The following is a 17,586-nucleotide window of genomic DNA, read 5'->3' on the forward strand; positions in this document are numbered from 1 at the left end:
CAACGATGGGGGCCCCAGATGAGCATGCAGGTCGAATTCTGCGGCGAATGGTTCGGCGTCGAGGAGGATGACACCTTCCAGATCGGCCGCGAGGGCAACCTCGAGATCGACGACAACCCGTACCTGCACCGCCGGTTCCTGACGATCTCCCACCACGACGATCTGTGGTGGCTGGAGAACGTCGGCAGCCGGCTCTCGGCGACCGTGTCCGACTCCGACGGCAACATGCAGGCCTGGCTCGCGCCCGGTGCGCGCCTGCCGCTGGTGTTCGCGCACACGACGGTGCTGTTCACGGCCGGACCGACCACCTACGAGCTTGGCATCGTCGGCGACTCGCCCACGTTCGAGTCCTCCACGCCCGAGCGGACGCAGGTCGGCGAGACCACCATCGGGCCGGTCACGCTCACCGAGTCGCAGAAGCTGCTCATCATCGCGCTCGCCGAACCGGTGCTGCGCGGACGCGGCTCGACGGCGTCCATCCCCACCTCCGCGCAGGCGGCGGCCCGGCTCGGCTGGGTGATCACCCGGTTCAACCGGAAGCTCGACAACGTCTGCGAGAAACTGTCCAGGCATGGGGTGCGCGGACTGCGCGGTGGGCAGCAGCAGCTGGCCGTGAACCGCCGGGCCCGGCTCGTCGAGCACGCGGTCGCGTCCCGGATCGTGGTGGCCGCCGACCTGGAGCTCCTCGAGGCCAATGCCGAGGCGCACGCCGCCGAGCAGGCCGAGAAGGCCGCAGCTGCCGAGAAGGAGAGCGCCGCAAGCGCCACCTGAGGCTGCGGGCGCCAGGCCGGGTCGATGGGCGCCGGTTCGACCCGTGTGACCGACATCGCGGCCGATGGTGAGGTCTCACCCTGGGCGCACTCAGCAGTGGCAGGTAGCCTATGCCCGGAGACTCGGCCAGTCTCCGACGAATCCGGTACCTGTGGGGGCACAACCTTGAGACTGACGTCACGCCTGGCGCGCAACAAGCGCCAGATCGCGAGCGCCACCGTGATCTCCTTGGTGGTCGGCACCGTGGTCGCACTCAGCCTCAACTACGAGGGTGTCGCCACGGCCGACGTCGAACTCAACGACGGCGGGGTCTGGGTCTCGAACAACAACAGTATCCTCGTCGGCCGGCTGAACTACCCGATCGAGGCGATCGATGCGAGCCTGGCGGCGCCGGGTTCCAACATCGACGTGCTGCAGCGCGAGGACGTCGTGTTCCTGCGCGACCTGAACTCGAACACCCTGCAGCGGGTGTCGACCGCGAACGTGGCCGTCGGCGGTGGCGTGGTCCAGTTGCCCTCCGGCTCGACCATCGGCTTGGGTGACGACACGCTCGGCGTGCTCATCGAGGAGACGGGGGAGTACCGGGTCCTCGGCCTGGACCAGCTCGGGGTGCTCGAGGAGTCGACCGAGGATCCGACCGCCGTGCTCGGTGAGGGCGCCGTGCAGGCCGTGGCCGACGACGGCACCGCCTTCGGTCTGGACGTCCTCGACGGCACCCTGCAGACGTTCACCCCACAGGGCCGGGCCGCCGGCGACGAGCCCGAGGTCGCCGAGATCGACCCGGAACTCCTCAGCGGCGCGGACGTGCAGATGACCGCGGTCGGCACCGACCCGGTGATCCTCGCCCACTCCGAGGAAGCGGACAGCCTGACCCTCCTGCAGCCCGGACGGGACGCCGTCGACCTGTCCGGCCTGGACATCGACGCAGCGTCCGCGACGCTGCAGAGCGTCAGCCCGAGCGGCGACTCGGTGGCCCTGGCCACCTCCGACGCACTCGTGCGGGTGCCGCTGCGGGGCGGCGACCCCGTCGTGCTGCCGGTCGAGACCCCGGGGGAGCCGGCCGCGCCGATGCAGATCGCCGGGTGTACCCACGGCGCCTGGGCCGGTGGCGCGGGCACCTACCTGCGGACCTGCGGCGACGCCGCTCCCGTCCAGCTCCCGATCGACGGGGCGACCGGTGGCGAACTGAAGTTCCGCACCAACCGCGGCCACGTGGTCCTCAACGAGCTCAGCACCGGCAACTCCTGGATGATCGAGGACGCCCTCATCCTCGTCGACAACTGGGAGGACGTCACCCCTCCGCAGGACCAGGAGGAGGAAGAGGAGGAGTCCCAGGACCTCGAGCAGCAGGAGGTACCACTGGACCGCGAGGCGGAGAACCGGCCGCCGTCGGCCGAGCCGGACTCGTTCGGGGTGCGCGCCGGCTCGACGGTCGTGCTGCCCGTCCTGGACAACGACTCCGACCCCGACGGTGACCTGCTGATCGCCTCCGCGTTCGACGCCGTCCCGGAGACGTTCGGCACCGTCGAGGCGATCCTCGGTGGGCGCGCTCTGCAGATCCGGGTGGCCGACGATGCCAGCGGCTCGGCCAGCTTCCAGTACACGGCCGACGACGGTCGCACCGGAGGGACCGACACCGCCACGGTCGACCTCACCGTGCAGCCGAACTCGGTGAACAACCCGCCGGAGCAGCTCCGCGAGATCACGGCCCGGGTGGCCGCCGGCCAGAGCGTCACCGTGAACGTCATGAACGACGTGCGCGACCCCGAGGGCGACTCGATGTTCGTCGATGGCACGCGGGAGGCCGCCGGACTCGTGGTGCTGGCCAGCCCGAACGGTTCGGTCACGATCACCGACCCGGGCCTGGCCACCGGCATCAAGCAGATCGTCGTGCTGGTCAGCGACGGCCGGGACGCGGCCGAGGTGACGATCGACCTCGAGGTGCTCCCGGACGCGCCGGCGCCCCCGCAGGCGGTCTTCGACTACGCCACGGCGTTCGTGGGCGAGACCATCACGGTCAAACCTCTCGCCAACGACCTGGACCCGAACAACCGCCCGCTGCGGATGTCGAACGTGACCGCGGACAACGGCGGTCCCGTCATCGTCCCGGACATGGACGGCGGGACGTTCACGTTCACCGCGGAGGCGGCGGGGGACTACTACCTGACCTACATCCTCGCCGACGACGACGGCCAGCAGTCCACCGGCCTGATCCGCGTGAATGTGCGGGCCACGCAGGAGACGCCGCCGGTCGCGGTCGCGGACACGGCGCTGCTGCCGCCGCTCGGCTCCGTGCTCGTGGACGTCCTGCAGAACGACTCCGACCCCAACGGTGGGGTGCTCGCCGTCCAGCAGATCGACGTCCCGAACATCCCGGGCCTGCAGGTCGCGGTGCTCGAGCACCGGATCCTGCGGATCACCGCGACCCGGACCGTGAGCGCGCCGTTCACCATCGGCTACACGGTCTCCAACGGTCTCGCGAGCTCGCCCGGCCAGGTGCAGGTGCTCCCGATGTCGGGCACCGACGTCTCCCAGCCGCCGGTCGCCGAGGAGGACGTCGCCCGGGTCCGCGCCGGGGACCACGTGACCATCCCGGTCCTGGCCAACGACACGCACCCGAACGGCCTCACCTTCGAACTCCTCCCCGAGCTGGAGGAGGCCCCGGCGGAGGGCCAGGGCCTGATGTTCGTGGCCGGTGACGTGGTCCGGTTCCAGGCACCGGCCGAGGCCGGCACCGTGACCGCCGTCTACACGATCGTGGACGAGGCCGGCCGGGTCGGTTCGGCCCGGATCACCATCTACGTGCAGGCCCGTTCCGACGACGCGAACGGCCCACCGGTCCCCGAACCGGTGGAGACCCGGGCGTTCTCCGGGGAGCGGATCCGGATCCCGATCAACACCTACGGGATCGATCCGGACGGCGACTCCGTGCAGCTGCTCGGCGTCAACGAGGGACCCCAGCTCGGCCGGATCGTGGCGAGTGGACCGACCTACCTGGACTACCAGCCCTACACCGACGCCGCCGGCACGGACACGTTCAGCTACACGGTCCGGGACCGGCTCGGCCTCGTCGCGACCGCACCGATCACGGTCGGTGTGATCCCGCCGCCGGACTCCAACCGGGATCCGGTGGCCGTGCCGGACGAGATCACGGTGCGACCCGGGCGTGCGATCCAGGCGGACCCGCTCGCGAACGACACCGACCCCGACGGCGACCAGCTGTATTTCGATGACCCGGCGTTCGCCGACATGGGCGGGCTCGAGCTGTCCCTCGCGGACGGCCGGGTCGCGTTCGACTCCCCGACGGAGCCCGGCACCTACATCGTCACCTACAACGTGACCGACCGGCACGGTGGTTCCGACACCGGTGCCCTCACCGTGATCGTCGACCCCGACCACGCCCCCCAGCCCCCGGTGGCGGTCGACGACGTGGTCCCGGCCAGCGCGATCCTCGGCGAGACCGTCGTGGACGTGATCGTGCTGGAGAACGACACCGACCCGGACGGCTCCGTCGAGGGCCTGGACGTCTCGATCCCGGCCGGCAACGACACCGCCCAGGCCGTCGGGAACAACGTCCGGATCCAGCTCGCGGACAGCCGTCAGGTGGTCACCTACCAGGTGACGGACGAGGACGGACTGAGTTCGTACGCGTTCATCGACGTGCCTGGACTGCTCGACACCGGCCCGGTGCTGCGGCCGGACGCGCCGCCGATCGAGGTGCTGGCGGGCGAACGCATCGACCTGCCGCTCGAGGACTACGTGGTCGCGCTCAGTGGTGACCCGGTGCAGCTCGCGGACACCACCAACGCCCGCGCCACGAACTCCGACGGGTCGAACCCGGTCGTGGACGCGACCACGCTGCAGTACACGTCGGACCCGAACTACGTGGGCGCCGCGTCGCTGACGTTCGAGGTCACCGACGCCGCTGACATCAACGCGGACGGCATCCTCACCTCGGTGCTCACTCTGGACATCACCGTCACCTCCGACGAGAACAAGCCGCCGCGGATGCGGGCCGGCTCCCTGTCCGCTGAGGTCGGCGGCGAGGAGGTCTCGCTGGACCTGTCCCGCCTGGCCGAGGACCCCGACGGCGACTCCGGACTCCTCGAGTACACGATCGTGGACCAGGTGGACGGGTTCGACGCCGAGATCTCAGACGGCGTGATCCTCACCGTCAGCGCCCACGACGACACCGCCAAGGGCGCCGTCGTGGACCTGATCATCAGCGTCACCGACGGCGAGAGCGAGCCCGTCACCGGCACCGTCACCCTGACGGCGACCGGGAGCACCCGCGAGCTGATCGTCGCCAACGACGACGACGCCAGCCAGATCCACCAGGGCGAGTCCACCAGCGTGGACGTGCTGGCGAACGACTCCAACCCGTTCCCGGACCAAGAGCGCACCATCCTGAGTGCGCAGGTGATCCAGGGCAGCGGGACGGCTACGGTCTCCGGCAACCAGGTGGTCATCACGCCGGCCCCCGAGTACAACGGGCGGCTGCTCGCCAGCTACACCGTGGTCGACGTGACCGGGGACCCCGACCGGGTGGTCGAGGCCCAGATCAGCGCCGCGGTGCTCGGCCGGCCCGACCCGCCGTACGTGCCACTCGTGGAGTCCGAGGGCAACCGTGAGGTGGTGCTCTCCTGGACCGCCCCGAACGACAACGGCGCACCCATCAGCGGCTACACCGTTTCCGGCGGCGGGGTGAGCCAGTCGTGCGCGACCACCACCTGCACCATCGGTGGCCTCACGAACGGCAACGTGTACTCGTTCACCGTGGTGGCGACCAACGAGGTGGGGGAGTCCGACCCGAGCCCCGCGTCCCGGGAGGCGATCCCGGACGTGCGGCCCGAGGCGCCCGCACCGCCGAGCCGCCCGGACTTCGGCGACGGCGAACTGATCGTGAGCTGGACCCCACCGGTGAACGAGGGCACCCCGATCACCAGCTACGACGTGCAGATCTCCCCGGCCACCGGCGGCACGAGCCAGCAGTCGGTGACCGGCACCTCGATGACCTGGGGCGGCCTGACGAACGGTCAGACCTACACGTTCCGGGTGCGCGCCATCAACGACGCTCCCGACCCGGGCGACTGGTCCGCGTGGTCCGAGGGGCAGTACCCCTCCGGCCCGCCGCTGCAGCCCGGGGCCCCGCAGGCGAACCGGGTCGACGACCCGGACGGGCGCCGACTCACGGTGAGCTGGACGCCGCCGAACAACAACGGCGACGCGATCAGCGCGTACTACCTGACTGTGCTCCAGGACGGGAACCCCGGCGCCCCGATCAGCCTGTCCGGGTCCGTCACCTCCCGCGAGGTGCAGGTGGACAACGGCCACGACTACACGTTCACCGTGGTCGCGGAGAACCGGTCGGGTCAGTCGCCGGCGTCCGCGCCGTCGAACCAGGTGCGCTCGTTCGGGCAGCCCGGCCAGGTCACCGGGGTGAGTGCGGCGCCGACCGGCCAGGACCAGCGGGCGACCGTGGCCCACACCGCGCCCGCGAGCAACGGGCAGGCCATCTCCCGGTACGAGTACAGCCTCTCCGGTGGTGGCGCGCAGTCGCTGCCGAGCAGCGGCGTCATCAGCACCCCGGGCGCGGACGGCACGTCGTACACGGTGCGGGTGCGCGCCTGCAACACCTACTGCGGCCCGTGGAGCGCGGCGTCGGCGTCGTTCTCGACGTACGGTCCACCGAGCACCACAGGCGTGAATATCACACCGTCCGCGAACGGGCAGCGCGTCTCGTTCTCCTGGACCGCCCCGGCCGACAGCAACGGCGCCAACATCTCTGCGACCCGGTACCGGATCGACGGCGGCGGCTGGACCGTGGTGAACGGTCGCACCGGGACTGCGTCGACGGGCGGCAACTGGGAGCAGAACCACACCATAGACGTGCAGGTGCAGAATCAGTACGGGCAGTGGAGTTCTGGCAGCGCCTCGCGCAGCCAGCGCGCCGAGGCTGACCCCACGCCACCGGTCAGCATCGGTGTCGATCGCGGCGGGCGGGAGACGTGTGAAGGTGGCGGCACGTGCTACCACGTCGTTCTGACCTACGCGAACCTTCCGGCGGTATCGGGCGGCTACGACGTGAGTTTCGTGGCGAGTCGTCCAGGCGGGGGTTGCAGCATGAGCAGACCTGATTCGGGCAGTGGCTCGGCCTACAACAACCTGAACCTGAGCGGGACCAGTAGTTGGTCGGCCCCAAGTTGGTACGGGGCCGGATGCGGCGGCGCGACAGTCACGTGGACCGTTCAGGGCGGCGGACAGACATATACAGGCAGCGGCACCTGGGTTGTGCCATGACGACAGAAGGATTCATGACCGCAACTGACACCCGCGCTGCCCTGACCGCCGAACAGGCGGGCTGGTTCGCGGAGACCTTCGAACGGCTCGTCGGCAACGTCTCCCAGGCGGTGCTCGGCAAGCCGCACGTGGTGCGCCTGGCGTTCACGTGCCTGCTCAGCGGCGGTCACCTGCTCCTGGAGGACTACCCGGGCACCGGCAAGACGTCCCTGGCTCGCGCCCTCGCGGCGACGGTGCAGGCCTCGCACAGCCGGATCCAGTTCACCCCGGACCTGCTGCCCTCCGACGTCACCGGCGTGACCATCTTCGACCAGGAGTCCCACAAGTTCCAGTTCCACAAGGGACCGATCTTCGCCTCCGTGGTGCTCGCGGACGAGATCAACCGGGCCTCCCCGAAGACGCAGTCCGCGCTCCTGGAGGTCATGGAGGAGGGCCGGGTCACGGTCGACGGCATCCCGCACGACGTCGGCCGCCCGTTCATCGTGCTCGCCACCCAGAACCCGATCGAGCAGGCCGGCACCTACCGGCTGCCCGAGGCCCAACTGGACCGGTTCCTGATGCGTTCCTCCATCGGCTACCCGGACTCCGACGCCACGATCGCGATCCTGGCCGGGAGCGCGATCCGAGACCGCTCGGCCACGCTGAGCCCGGTGATCACCGGCTCCGCCGTGGTGGACATGTCCGACCTCGCCGCGTCCGTGTACGTGGACCCGGCCGTGCTCTCCTACGTCACGCAGATCGCCGAGGCCACCCGCCGGGCCCCGGAGATCGCCCTCGGGGTGTCCGTGCGAGGGGCGCTCGCCCTGGTCCGCTCGTCGAAGACCTGGGCCGCCTCGCAGGGCCGTCACTACGTCATCCCGGACGACGTCAAGACGCTCGCCGAGCCGGTGCTCGCGCACCGGCTGGTCCTGGACGCCGAGGCCGAGTTCGAGGGTGCCCAGGCCGGCACCTCACTGACCCGCATCCTCGCCGAGGTGGCACCGCCGGCGCAGCGGGCATCGGTGACCTCCTGACGTGAGCGGATTCGGCACCGAGGGCGTCCCACGCTCGATCAACTCCACCACCAGCTCGGTCACCCGCGTGGTGGCCGGTCTGGTGACCCAGGTACGGCGGACCACGAGCGTCCTCACCTGGGTCACGCGGGCCGCGTGGGTGGTGCTCGGCGCCGGCGTCGTCGCGCTCGTGGCGGGGTTCTCGTTGAACTGGATCGAGCTGATCGTCCTCGGCGCCGGATTCGTCTTCGCGCTGCTGGGAGCCGCGATCTTCGCGATCGGTCGGCACCCGTACGCCATCAGTCTGCGCCTGCGCGAGGGGCGCGTGGTGGTCGGCGAACGGGCCATGGGCGGCATCGACATCCGCAACACGTCCACCTCGGCCGTGCTGCCGGCGCGCATCGAGCTGCCGGTCGGGACCACCCGGGCGAGCTTCGCCCTGCCCGCCCTGCCGCCTGAGGGTGAGCATGACGAGCTGTTCGCGATCCCGACCACCCGCCGCGGCGTCATCGTCGTGGGGCCGGTGTCCTCGGTGCGCGGCGACCCGCTCGGGCTGATCCGCCGCTCGGTGCTGTGGACCGAGCCGGAGGAGCTCTATGTCCACCCGCGCACCATCCGGATGGGCGGCTCCGCGGCCGGGTTCCTGCACGACCTCGAGGGCCGCGAGACCCGGGAGATCACGAACGCGGACCTGTCCTTCCACGCCCTGCGTGAGTACGTCCCCGGCGACGACCGCCGCTACGTGCACTGGCGGTCCTCGGCCCGCACCGGGACGCTCATGGTGCGCCAGTTCGAGGAGACCCGCCGCTCCCACCTGGTCCTCGCGATCTCCGCCCAGGAACGCGACTACGCGGACCCGGACGAGTTCGAGCTGGCGATCTCCGCCGTCGGGTCCTTGGGCCTGCAGGCCCTCAACAGCGAGAAGCAGCTCACCGCGATGACCTCACACGAGGTGCTCCGCACCTCCGCACCGCGGCTGTTCCTGGACGAGCTGACCCGGCTCGAGACCGTGAAGTCGCCCACCACCGTCGTGGAGATGGCCCGGACCATCACCCGGGACGTGCTCCGCGCCACGGTCGCCGTGCTGATCTGCGGCTCCAGCGTGTCCGCCCGGGACATCCGCGCTGCCGGCGCCGTGCTGCCCGTCGGTGTGCGCGCGCTGGCCATCCAGGCCCGCCTCGGCGCCGAGCCGTCGGTGCACCGGCTCGGGTCGGTCACCGTGCTCGAGCTCGGCGCCCTGGAGGACCTGCCCCGGGGTTTCCGGAAGCTGGAACGATGAGCGCCCCCGTCATGGCCATGGACCCGGTCCAGGCGGACGAGCCCACGCCGGGCCGTGGCCCGCTGCCGGTGTTCAACTGGTTCACCCGAGCCAGGGTGATCAACGCCGTCGTCCCGGTGGTGCTGCTCGCGATGGCGCTGGCGCCGCTGCAGCAGGTCTACCTGACCGGTCACCTGTACATCACGGTCATCGGGGGACTGGTGCTCGGCGGTGGCATCGCCGTCCTCGGTGCGATGCGCCGGCTGAGCACCCTGACCGTGCTGGCCGTGGCCCTGGTCGTGTTCTTCCTGTGCGGAGCGCTCGCCGCACCGACCACCGCGATCGCCGGAATCCTGCCCACCCCCACCACCTGGCGGGTGATGGGCCTGGGCATGGTCACCGTCTGGAAGTCCGTCCTCACGCTGGACCCGCCGCTGGGCACCGGGAGCGGGCTGCTCCTGCTGCCCTACGTGCTGGCCTTCTTCGGAGCCCTGATCTCGGTCACCATCTCGCTCCGCGCCAAGCACTACAGCCTCTCGCTGATCCCGCCGGCCCTGGTCCTGATCGCCTCGATCCTGTTCGGCACCCGGCTCTCGGTGCTGGCCGGAGTGCTCGGCGTGGCCGGGGTGCTGATCTCGCTGACCTGGGTCGCCTGGCGCGCGGACCGGCTGGAGCCGAACCGGGTTCTCGCGGCCTCCATCGTGCTCGGTCTGGCCGCGCTCGGCGGCACCAGCGCGTCGGTGTTCGCGGCCCCGACCACCCCCCGCGTGGTGCTGCGTGACTTCGTGGACCCGCCACCGGACCCGCAGGACTACTCCAGCCCCCTGGCCGGGTTCCGCAACTTCGTCGACGACCAGGCCGAGGACACCGTGTTCACGGTGGACGGTTTGCCCGGCGGCACCGAACGGATCCGCCTCGCCGCCCTGGACGCCTACAACGGCACCGTCTGGAACGTCGCCGGCGGGGACAGTGCGGGCACCGGCGCGTTCATGCGCACCGGTGAGCGGATCGCCGTCGACGTGCCTGAGAACGCCGTGAGCACCTCGGTGGACGTCGGTGAGTACCGCGGGGTGTGGCTGCCGAACGTGGGCAACACCCTGGACGTCGACTTCACCGCCGGCGACACCGACGCGCTCACCGACTCCTTCTACTACAACTCCGCCACGGACACCGGCCTGGTCACCGTCGGGCTGACAGAGGGCGACGCCTACGACCTGCTCTCCGCCCCCGCGGGTGCCGAGCCGGACGACGTCACCCAGCTCGTGGCGTCCCGGATCGCCCAGCCCGCGCCACGCAACGTGCCGGACATCATCGGGTCCCTCGCTGGTCAGTGGGCCGCGGACGCGAACTCCGACTACGCCAAGGTGGAGGCGATCGCCAGCGCGCTGAGCACGCAGGGCTTCTTCTCGCACGGGCTCGTCGGGGAGGTGCCATCGCGCCCCGGGCACGGTGCCGCACGGCTGCTGAGCATGTTCGAGGGCGAGCAGATGGTCGGCGACGACGAGCAGTACGCCGCCGTGATGGCCCTGATGATCCGCGAGCTCGGCTACCCGGCCCGGGTGGTGATGGGCTTCGAGGTCCCCACCGGGTCCGACGCCGGCTCCGTGGCGATCACCGGTGACGATGTGGCCGCCTGGGTGGAGGTGCCGTTCGACGGCGTCGGCTGGTTGCCGTTCTTCCCGACGCCGGACGAGGACCAGATCCCGCAGAGCGAGGACCCGGACCCGGTGGACCGGCCGCAGCCGCAGGTGCTCCAGCCGCCGCCGCCCCCGCAGGAACCGCCGGACGTGCCCCCGCAGGACCGCGACGACGCAGACGTCGAGGACCAGCAGATGAAGGACGAGGAGTCCTTCGTACGCTGGCTCCTGATCGGTGCCGCAGTCGGCGTGCCGATCCTGGTGCTGCTCAGCCCGTTGATGGTGATCGCTGCGCTCAAGGCCCGACGGCGGAAGCGCCGTCGGGTGCGCGGCGCGCCCGTGCAGCGCATCGCCGGGGGCTGGTCCGAGATCGAGGACCAGGCGGTCGACCTGGGCGTCACGCATGGGCCCGGGTCGACCCGGCGCGAGGCCGCGGCGAGCTTCGACGAGGCCTTCCCGGCCGCGGCCACGGTGGCGCTCGCCCGGCGCGCGGACGCGAGCGTGTTCGCGCCGGAGACGGCGGCGGACTCCGACGCCGTGGCGTACTGGCAGGACGTCGGCACGGCCACCGGCCGGCTCCGGCACGGCGTGAACCGGCGCCAGCGCCTGCGGGCCCGTTTCTCGGTACGTTCGCTGCGCCGTCGAACCTGATACTGGTCCGTCGGGACGAGCCCTGCCCGTCCGACTAAGGTGCTGCCATGGTGTGGTTCGAACTTCAGAAGCGGTGGATCTCCCGTCCCGAGATCGAGTCCCTCTGCGACAAGCTCCTGGCGGAGGCGAAGCAGCGGCTCGGCATCGATTCCTACCAGCGGGTCCTGCTGTTGCCGCCGGACATCACCCGCGCCCACGCGGGCGTCGGCTGGATGACGGAGTACCTCTACCACCGCCTCGACGAGGCCGGCGCCGAGGTCCACGTGATCCCCACGCTCGGCCAGCACGTGCCGCACACGCCGCAGGACAACACCTGGATGTTCGGGTCGATCCCCGAGGAGCGCATCCACGCCCACGACTGGAAGAACGGCGTCACGAACGTCGGCACGGTGCCGGCGGAGTTCGTCCGCGAACGCACCGGCGGTGCGGTGGACTGGGAGATCCCGGTCGACCTGAACACGATGACGGTCACCGAGAAGTGGGACCTGATCATTAACATCGGGCACGTGGTGCCGCACGAGGTGCTCGGCTTCGCGAACCACAACAAGAACTACTTCATCGGGCTCGGCGGCAAGCGCACCCTGGGCGCCTCGCACATGGCCTCCGCGGTGTACGGGATCGAGAACAACCTCGGCAATCTGCTCACCCCGGTGCGGGCGTGCTTCAACTACGCCGAGGAGAACTTCCTCCAGGACCTGCCGGACGTGTACCTGCAGGTCGTCATGGACTACGCCGAGGACGGCAAGCTGGCCCACTCCGGGGTGTTCGTCGGCGACGACGTCGAGACCTACTTCGCGGCCGCACGCTCCAGCCTGGGCCAGAACATCACCCAGTTCGACGAGCCCGTGGACAAGATCGTCGCCGTCATGCAGGAGGACGAGTTCCGGGCCACCTGGGTCGCGAACAAGGCGGTGTACCGCACCCGCATGGCGATGGCCGACGGCGGTGAGCTGCTCGTGATCGCGCCGGGCGTGGAGCGGTTCGGTGAGCAGCCCGAGGTCGATGCGCTGATCCGCAAGTACGGCTACCTGAGCAAGAGCGAGGTCCTGGAGCTGTACAAGACCGAGGCGGACATGCAGGACATCCCGCACGGCACCGCGCACCTGGTGCACGGCTCCTCCGAGGGCCGGTTCACGATCACCTACGCGCCCGGGCACCTGACCAAGGAGGAGATCGAGTCGGTCGGCTACGGCTATCTCGACCTGTCCGAGGCCCTGGCCCGGTACGACCCCGCGGTGATGCAGGACGGCTGGAACACGATGCCGGACGGCGAACGGGTCTTCTATATCTCGACGCCGTCGGCGGGCCTATGGGCCACGCGGGAGAAGTTGTCCCAGCGCGCCGAACACGAGCAGCACTCCTGAACGGCGGGCCGACCCTGCAACCCGCACCCGGAAACCCGCGCGCCCGCCTCAGCCTGACCGGTGGGGCGGCCGAGTACCTCGCCGCGCCCGCGGACCGCAGCCTGTGGCCGGACACCTGGACCCTGCAGCGGATCCGCCGGGACGCCCTCGGCGCCCTCGCGCGGGTGTACTGCGGGTGGCCCCGCACGGTGGCAGCGGCGGTGGCCATCCTGCTCGGGGCCGGTGGCGGGTTCCTCCTGGTTCTGGGACACGACGCCATCACCATGGGCGGGCTGGCCGAACGGATCATCGGGTTCGTGCTCGTCGTCGCGGCGATGGCCGCGGGCGGGTACGTGCTGCTGACCGGCGTGCGGCTGGTCGCGGCCATGTCCGCGTGGGGCCGGATCCGGCCCCAGGACCGGGTGCTCACGCCCGGCGCCCTGTTCACCCCGGCGTTCGCTGTCCGGGTGGTCGGTGCCGTGCTGGCCCTCGCCGGTGCGATCGTCCTGATCGTCCGGCAGGCCAACCTCGACACGAGCCTGCCGACCGTCGGTGCCGTCGCTCTGATCGCGACCGGGCTGATCGCCGGCCTCGGGGTGCTCGGCTCCCTGCTGGCGGTGCTGCTCGGGCAGCGTGCACCCGCGGCGCCGGTTGCAGCCGCGACCGGGGCCGGCCAGTTCGCGCCCGGTGGGTACGCCCCGGCGGGCCCGCCTGCCGCGGCCGACCCGCAGCAGTGGCAACCCGATGCTGGGCAGCCCGCTGGTCAGCTGGGCGCGGCCGCCGCGCCCGGGGCGGACCCCTGGGCGGCGCAGCAGCCGCAGCCAGGTCAGGCGGACGCGCAGCCGTGGGCCCAGCACGCGCAGCCGGGTCAGGCGGACGCGCAGCCGTGGGCCCAGCACGCGCAGCCAGGTCAGGCGGACGCGCAGCCGTGGGCCCAGCACGCGCAGCCAGGTCAGCCCGAGCCGGGGGCATGGCCGGCGCCACCAGCGCAGCAAGGGATGGCCGATCAGCAGTGGGCGCAGCTGCCGCAGCCGGGGCAGTCGCCACAGCCAGGTCAGCCGGACGCACAGCCGTGGGCCCAGCCTCCCGCCGAGCCTGGGCAGCCGGGTGCCGCGGCCTGGGCGCAGCCGACCGCCGAAGCTGGGGCCCCGCCCGCCGCGTGGACGGCGCAACCCGCCACGGACGGCCACGGCCCGGGCGCACCCGTGCCCCCGCCGTCGGCGGCTGTTCCGCCCGCCGGACCGACCACGGACCGCCACGACCCGGCCGCACCCGTGCCCCCGCCGTCGGTGGCCGTTCCGCCCGCCGGACCGACAACCGAAGACGACGACTTCGACGACGTCGAGCACACCCGCCTCGTGCACCGTCACGTGCCCGCCGCGGTCCGGGAGGACGCGACCCGCGCCGTGCGCGCTGCGCAGATCCAGGTGCTCCTCTCCGACGGCCGGCACCTGCCGCTGAACGCGACCACGCTGCTCGGCCGCGCACCGCAGTCGCGGTCGGGCGAGGAGGTGGAAGGGCTCCTCGAGGTCGACGATCCCGCCGTCTCCAAGACCCACCTGGCGGTGCGGGTCGAGGGCAACAAGGTCTGGGTCACCGACCGGGCGTCCACGAACGGGACCTCCGTCAAGGGCCCCGGGGGCGAGGAGTCCGATCTGGAACCGTGGCAGGAGACGCTCGTACCCGTCGGCGGCGAGGTGCGGTTCGGCCACGTGGTGCTGTCGGTGCTGCTGGACGAGACGGCGGGTTGAGACGTCCGGACTGCCCGCGCGCCGGGTGGGTTACACTGCCGAACATGCGCGCAGTTGTCCGCTTGCTCCTTCCCTGCCGCGGCGAGGCCCTCTAGGCCGATCCTCGTCGCGGAGTTGTGGTGCCCGGCCCCCACAGCCGAACGAGCGACAAGGACCATCATGAGCAAGCGCACCACCTACGGAATGCCCGTAGCGAAGTACATCCCGTTCCACGACACGAACGCTGTGGACCTGCCGGACCGCACCTGGCCGGGCAAGCGGATCCAGGTGGCCCCGCGGTGGCTGTCCACCGACCTGCGGGACGGCAACCAGGCGCTCATCGAGCCGATGGACCCCGAGCGCAAGCGGAAGATGTTCGACCTCCTGGTCCGGATGGGCTACAAGGAGATCGAGGTCGGGTTCCCGTCGGCGTCGCAGACGGACTTCGACTTCGTCCGGTCGATCATCGACGATGACGCGATCCCCGAGGACGTGACGATCTCCGTCCTGACCCAGGCCCGGCAGGAGCTGATCGAGCGGACCGTGCAGTCCGTGATCGGCGCCCACCATGCCACCGTGCACCTGTACAACGCGACCGCACCGGTGTTCCGGGACATCGTGTTCCGCAACGACAAGGACGCCACGAAGGAACTCGCGACGGCGGGCACCCAGCACGTCATGGACTACGCGGAGAAGCTGCTCGACCCGGGCACCGAGTTCGGGTACGAGTACTCCCCGGAGATCTTCATCGACACCGAGATCGAGTACGCGCTCGAGGTGTGCGAGGCCGTCATGGACGTGTGGGGGCCTGAGGACGGGCGGGAGATCATCCTGAACCTGCCGGCCACCGTGGAGCGTGCCACGCCGAACGTGTACGCCGACCAGATCGAGTGGATGAGCCGGCAGCTGAGCCGCCGCGAGAACGTGTCCCTGTCCGTGCACCCGCACAACGACCGGGGCACCGCCGTGGCCGCCGCCGAGCTGGCGGTCATGGCCGGCGCGGACCGGATCGAGGGCTGCCTGTTCGGCCAGGGCGAGCGCACCGGGAACGTGGACCTGGTCACCCTCGGCCTGAACCTGTACTCCCAGGGCGTGGACCCGCTCATCGACTTCTCCGACATCGACGAGATCCGCCGCACCGTCGAGTACTGCACCCGGATGGACGTCCACCCGCGCCACCCCTACGGCGGCGACCTCGTCTACACGGCGTTCTCCGGCTCCCACCAGGACGCGATCAAGAAGGGCTTCGCGGTCCGGGAGCAGGAGATCGAGAAGGCCGGCGGGGACGACGCGGACGTCGTCTGGACCGTGCCGTACCTGCCCGTGGACCCCCAGGACGTCGGCCGCAGCTACGAGGCCGTGATCCGGGTGAACTCCCAGTCCGGCAAGGGTGGCGTCGCGTACCTGCTGCAGAGCTCGCGGAACCTCGACCTGCCGCGCCGGCTCCAGATCGAGTTCTCCCGGATCGTGCAGCGGCACACCGACGCCTACGGCGGCGAGATGAGCGCAGAGCGGCTCTGGGAGATCTTCTCCGACGAGTACCTGCCGGCCACCGAGGAGAACGGCCTGACGGCGTGGGGCCGGTTCGCGCTGCACGCGACCCAGGTCTCCTCCGCCGGCGACGGCAGCGACGACGTGCTCACCGCCACCCTGCGCGACGGCGAGGACGAGGTCACCGTCCAGGCCCGCGGCAACGGTCCGGTCGCCGCGTTCGTCGCGGCCCTCGCGCAGCGCTCCGTGGAGCTCTCCGTGCTGGACTACGCCGAGCACGCGCTCTCCGAGGGCGGTGACGCCGCCGCAGCCGCGTACGTCGAGTGCGAGGTCGACGGACAGGTGATCTGGGGCGTCGGCATCGACCCCTCGATCACGACGGCGTCGTTCAAGGCGATCATCTCGGCGGTCAACCGCGCCGTGCGCTGAGCGCGCCTGAGCGCGCACGCGGGGCACGCGTGGTGACCGGCTCACGTCGGTCATCGTGACCACGCGCCGACCTCCACCTTCAGGCCGGCGTCACCAACCACCGGCACCCGCCGCACCGAGGCGGGTGACCGGTGCGGGTTCGGCGCGCGGCGGTCCACGACCCCAGGACCGCGCGCGATCAACCCGCGTGAGAGCGCCGTCCCGGCCCATCCGGCCACGGGGCGGCGCTCTCGCCATGGCTCGGGGTGGGCGCTGTGGGAGCGGCACGCAGCACGAGTTCACGCGTACGCGCTGCGCCAACCCGGACCAGATCGAGCACAGGAGATCGTTGCTGAGACGTTTCTCGTTGCGTGGCAGCGGCTCGCATATGTTCCCGGTCACGGCCTGCCGTGGCTGCTCGTCGTTGCTCGCAACACCATCCGACACAGCGATCGGTCTCGGTACCGGGATCGCCTTCTCACGGCAGAGCTCGGCCGACTCATAGAGCTGACCGACGAGCGGGCAAATGCCGGGGCAGTCGTCGCTGAGCGGGATCTCTTGCTGCGTGAGTTCGGTGCACTGCCGCGTCAGCAGCGTGAGGCTCTGCTGCTGGTGAGCTGGGATGGGCTGTCGGTCACCGACGCTGCCAGGTCGCTGGATGCTCGACCGGCACCTTCAAGGTCCGGCTGCAAAGAGCGTGGCGGCGCCTGCAGTGGGCTGGAGGTCAGTGTCCCGTCGGCCGCGGTCTTCTTGCCCGTCCCGTAGGCCTCGAGCCAATGGCGCAGCGTGCCTCGCACGATGCCCAGGTCCTCAGCGATGCCGCAGACCGTGGTCCCGGCGTGGACTCATACGAGTCGACGGCCTGACGACGGAACTCCTCGGAGTAGTTCTTCCTGGCCATGATCCTTGGATCATCTCCCTCACTCCCTGCCCATTACGGGTGCGGGATTCGGCGTGTCCATGAACCGGGGTCAGTCCCCGCGCTCCGGGGCACAACGGCGCCAC

9 protein-coding genes and 1 pseudogene are annotated in these 17,586 nt (G+C 70.9%); 9 read left to right on the plus strand and 1 reads right to left on the minus strand.

The features are described from left to right. Positions 1 to 24 precede the first annotated feature (24 nt). The 9 genes from KCQ71_RS03615 (at position 25) to KCQ71_RS27855 (ending at position 17,346) form a co-directional block, all read left to right on the plus strand. Positions 25 to 771 carry an FHA domain-containing protein gene (locus tag KCQ71_RS03615; RefSeq protein ID WP_223403274.1) on the plus strand — a complete coding sequence of 249 codons (747 nt, stop codon included), beginning with the start codon at positions 25 to 27 and terminating at the stop codon, positions 769 to 771. A gap of 165 nt (positions 772 to 936) precedes the next feature. Further along, positions 937 to 7,071 (plus strand): Ig-like domain-containing protein, encoded by a 6,135-nt coding sequence (locus KCQ71_RS03620; protein ID WP_223402943.1) that lies wholly within the window; start codon positions 937 to 939, stop codon positions 7,069 to 7,071. 14 nt (positions 7,072 to 7,085) lie between these two features. After that, positions 7,086 to 8,084, plus strand: a complete 999-nt coding sequence (locus tag KCQ71_RS03625; RefSeq protein ID WP_223402945.1) for an AAA family ATPase — start codon at positions 7,086 to 7,088, stop codon at positions 8,082 to 8,084. Position 8,085: 1 nt separating this feature from the next. Beyond that, a complete protein-coding gene (locus KCQ71_RS27535; RefSeq protein WP_223402947.1) occupies positions 8,086 to 9,342 on the plus strand; it encodes a DUF58 domain-containing protein in 1,257 nt (418 codons plus the stop codon). Further along, a complete protein-coding gene (locus KCQ71_RS03635) occupies positions 9,339 to 11,609 on the plus strand; it encodes a transglutaminase TgpA family protein (RefSeq protein WP_223402949.1) in 2,271 nt (756 codons plus the stop codon). The genes KCQ71_RS27535 and KCQ71_RS03635 overlap by 4 nt, the downstream gene beginning before the upstream one ends. A 47-nt stretch (positions 11,610 to 11,656) precedes the next feature. Then, positions 11,657 to 12,973, plus strand: a complete 1,317-nt coding sequence (locus KCQ71_RS03640) for a nickel-dependent putative hexonate epimerase (protein ID WP_223402951.1) — start codon at positions 11,657 to 11,659, stop codon at positions 12,971 to 12,973. Beyond that, positions 12,919 to 14,703 carry an FHA domain-containing protein gene (locus tag KCQ71_RS27195; protein WP_283248593.1) on the plus strand — a complete coding sequence of 595 codons (1,785 nt, stop codon included), beginning with the start codon at positions 12,919 to 12,921 and terminating at the stop codon, positions 14,701 to 14,703. Before KCQ71_RS03640 ends, KCQ71_RS27195 begins: the two co-directional genes overlap by 55 nt. Positions 14,704 to 14,862: 159 nt before the next feature. Continuing rightward, the gene (leuA, locus tag KCQ71_RS03655) at positions 14,863 to 16,602 is read left to right on the plus strand and encodes a 2-isopropylmalate synthase (RefSeq protein WP_223402953.1); all 1,740 of its coding nucleotides are present in this window, start codon (positions 14,863 to 14,865) and stop codon (positions 16,600 to 16,602) included. A 291-nt stretch (positions 16,603 to 16,893) separates the two neighbouring features. Then, entirely contained in the window at positions 16,894 to 17,346 is a 453-nt protein-coding gene (locus KCQ71_RS27855; RefSeq protein WP_372453924.1) for an RNA polymerase sigma factor, read from the plus strand. Here the strand turns inward: KCQ71_RS27855 and KCQ71_RS03665 are convergent. After that, positions 17,280 to 17,482, minus strand: a pseudogene (locus KCQ71_RS03665) (transposase); the annotation flags it as partial. The gene KCQ71_RS27855 and the pseudogene KCQ71_RS03665 overlap by 67 nt on opposite strands. Positions 17,483 to 17,586: the final 104 nt, after the last annotated feature.

It is taken from the genome of Occultella gossypii (assembly GCF_019947135.1).
Classification (GTDB): domain Bacteria; phylum Actinomycetota; class Actinomycetes; order Actinomycetales; family Beutenbergiaceae; genus Occultella; species Occultella gossypii.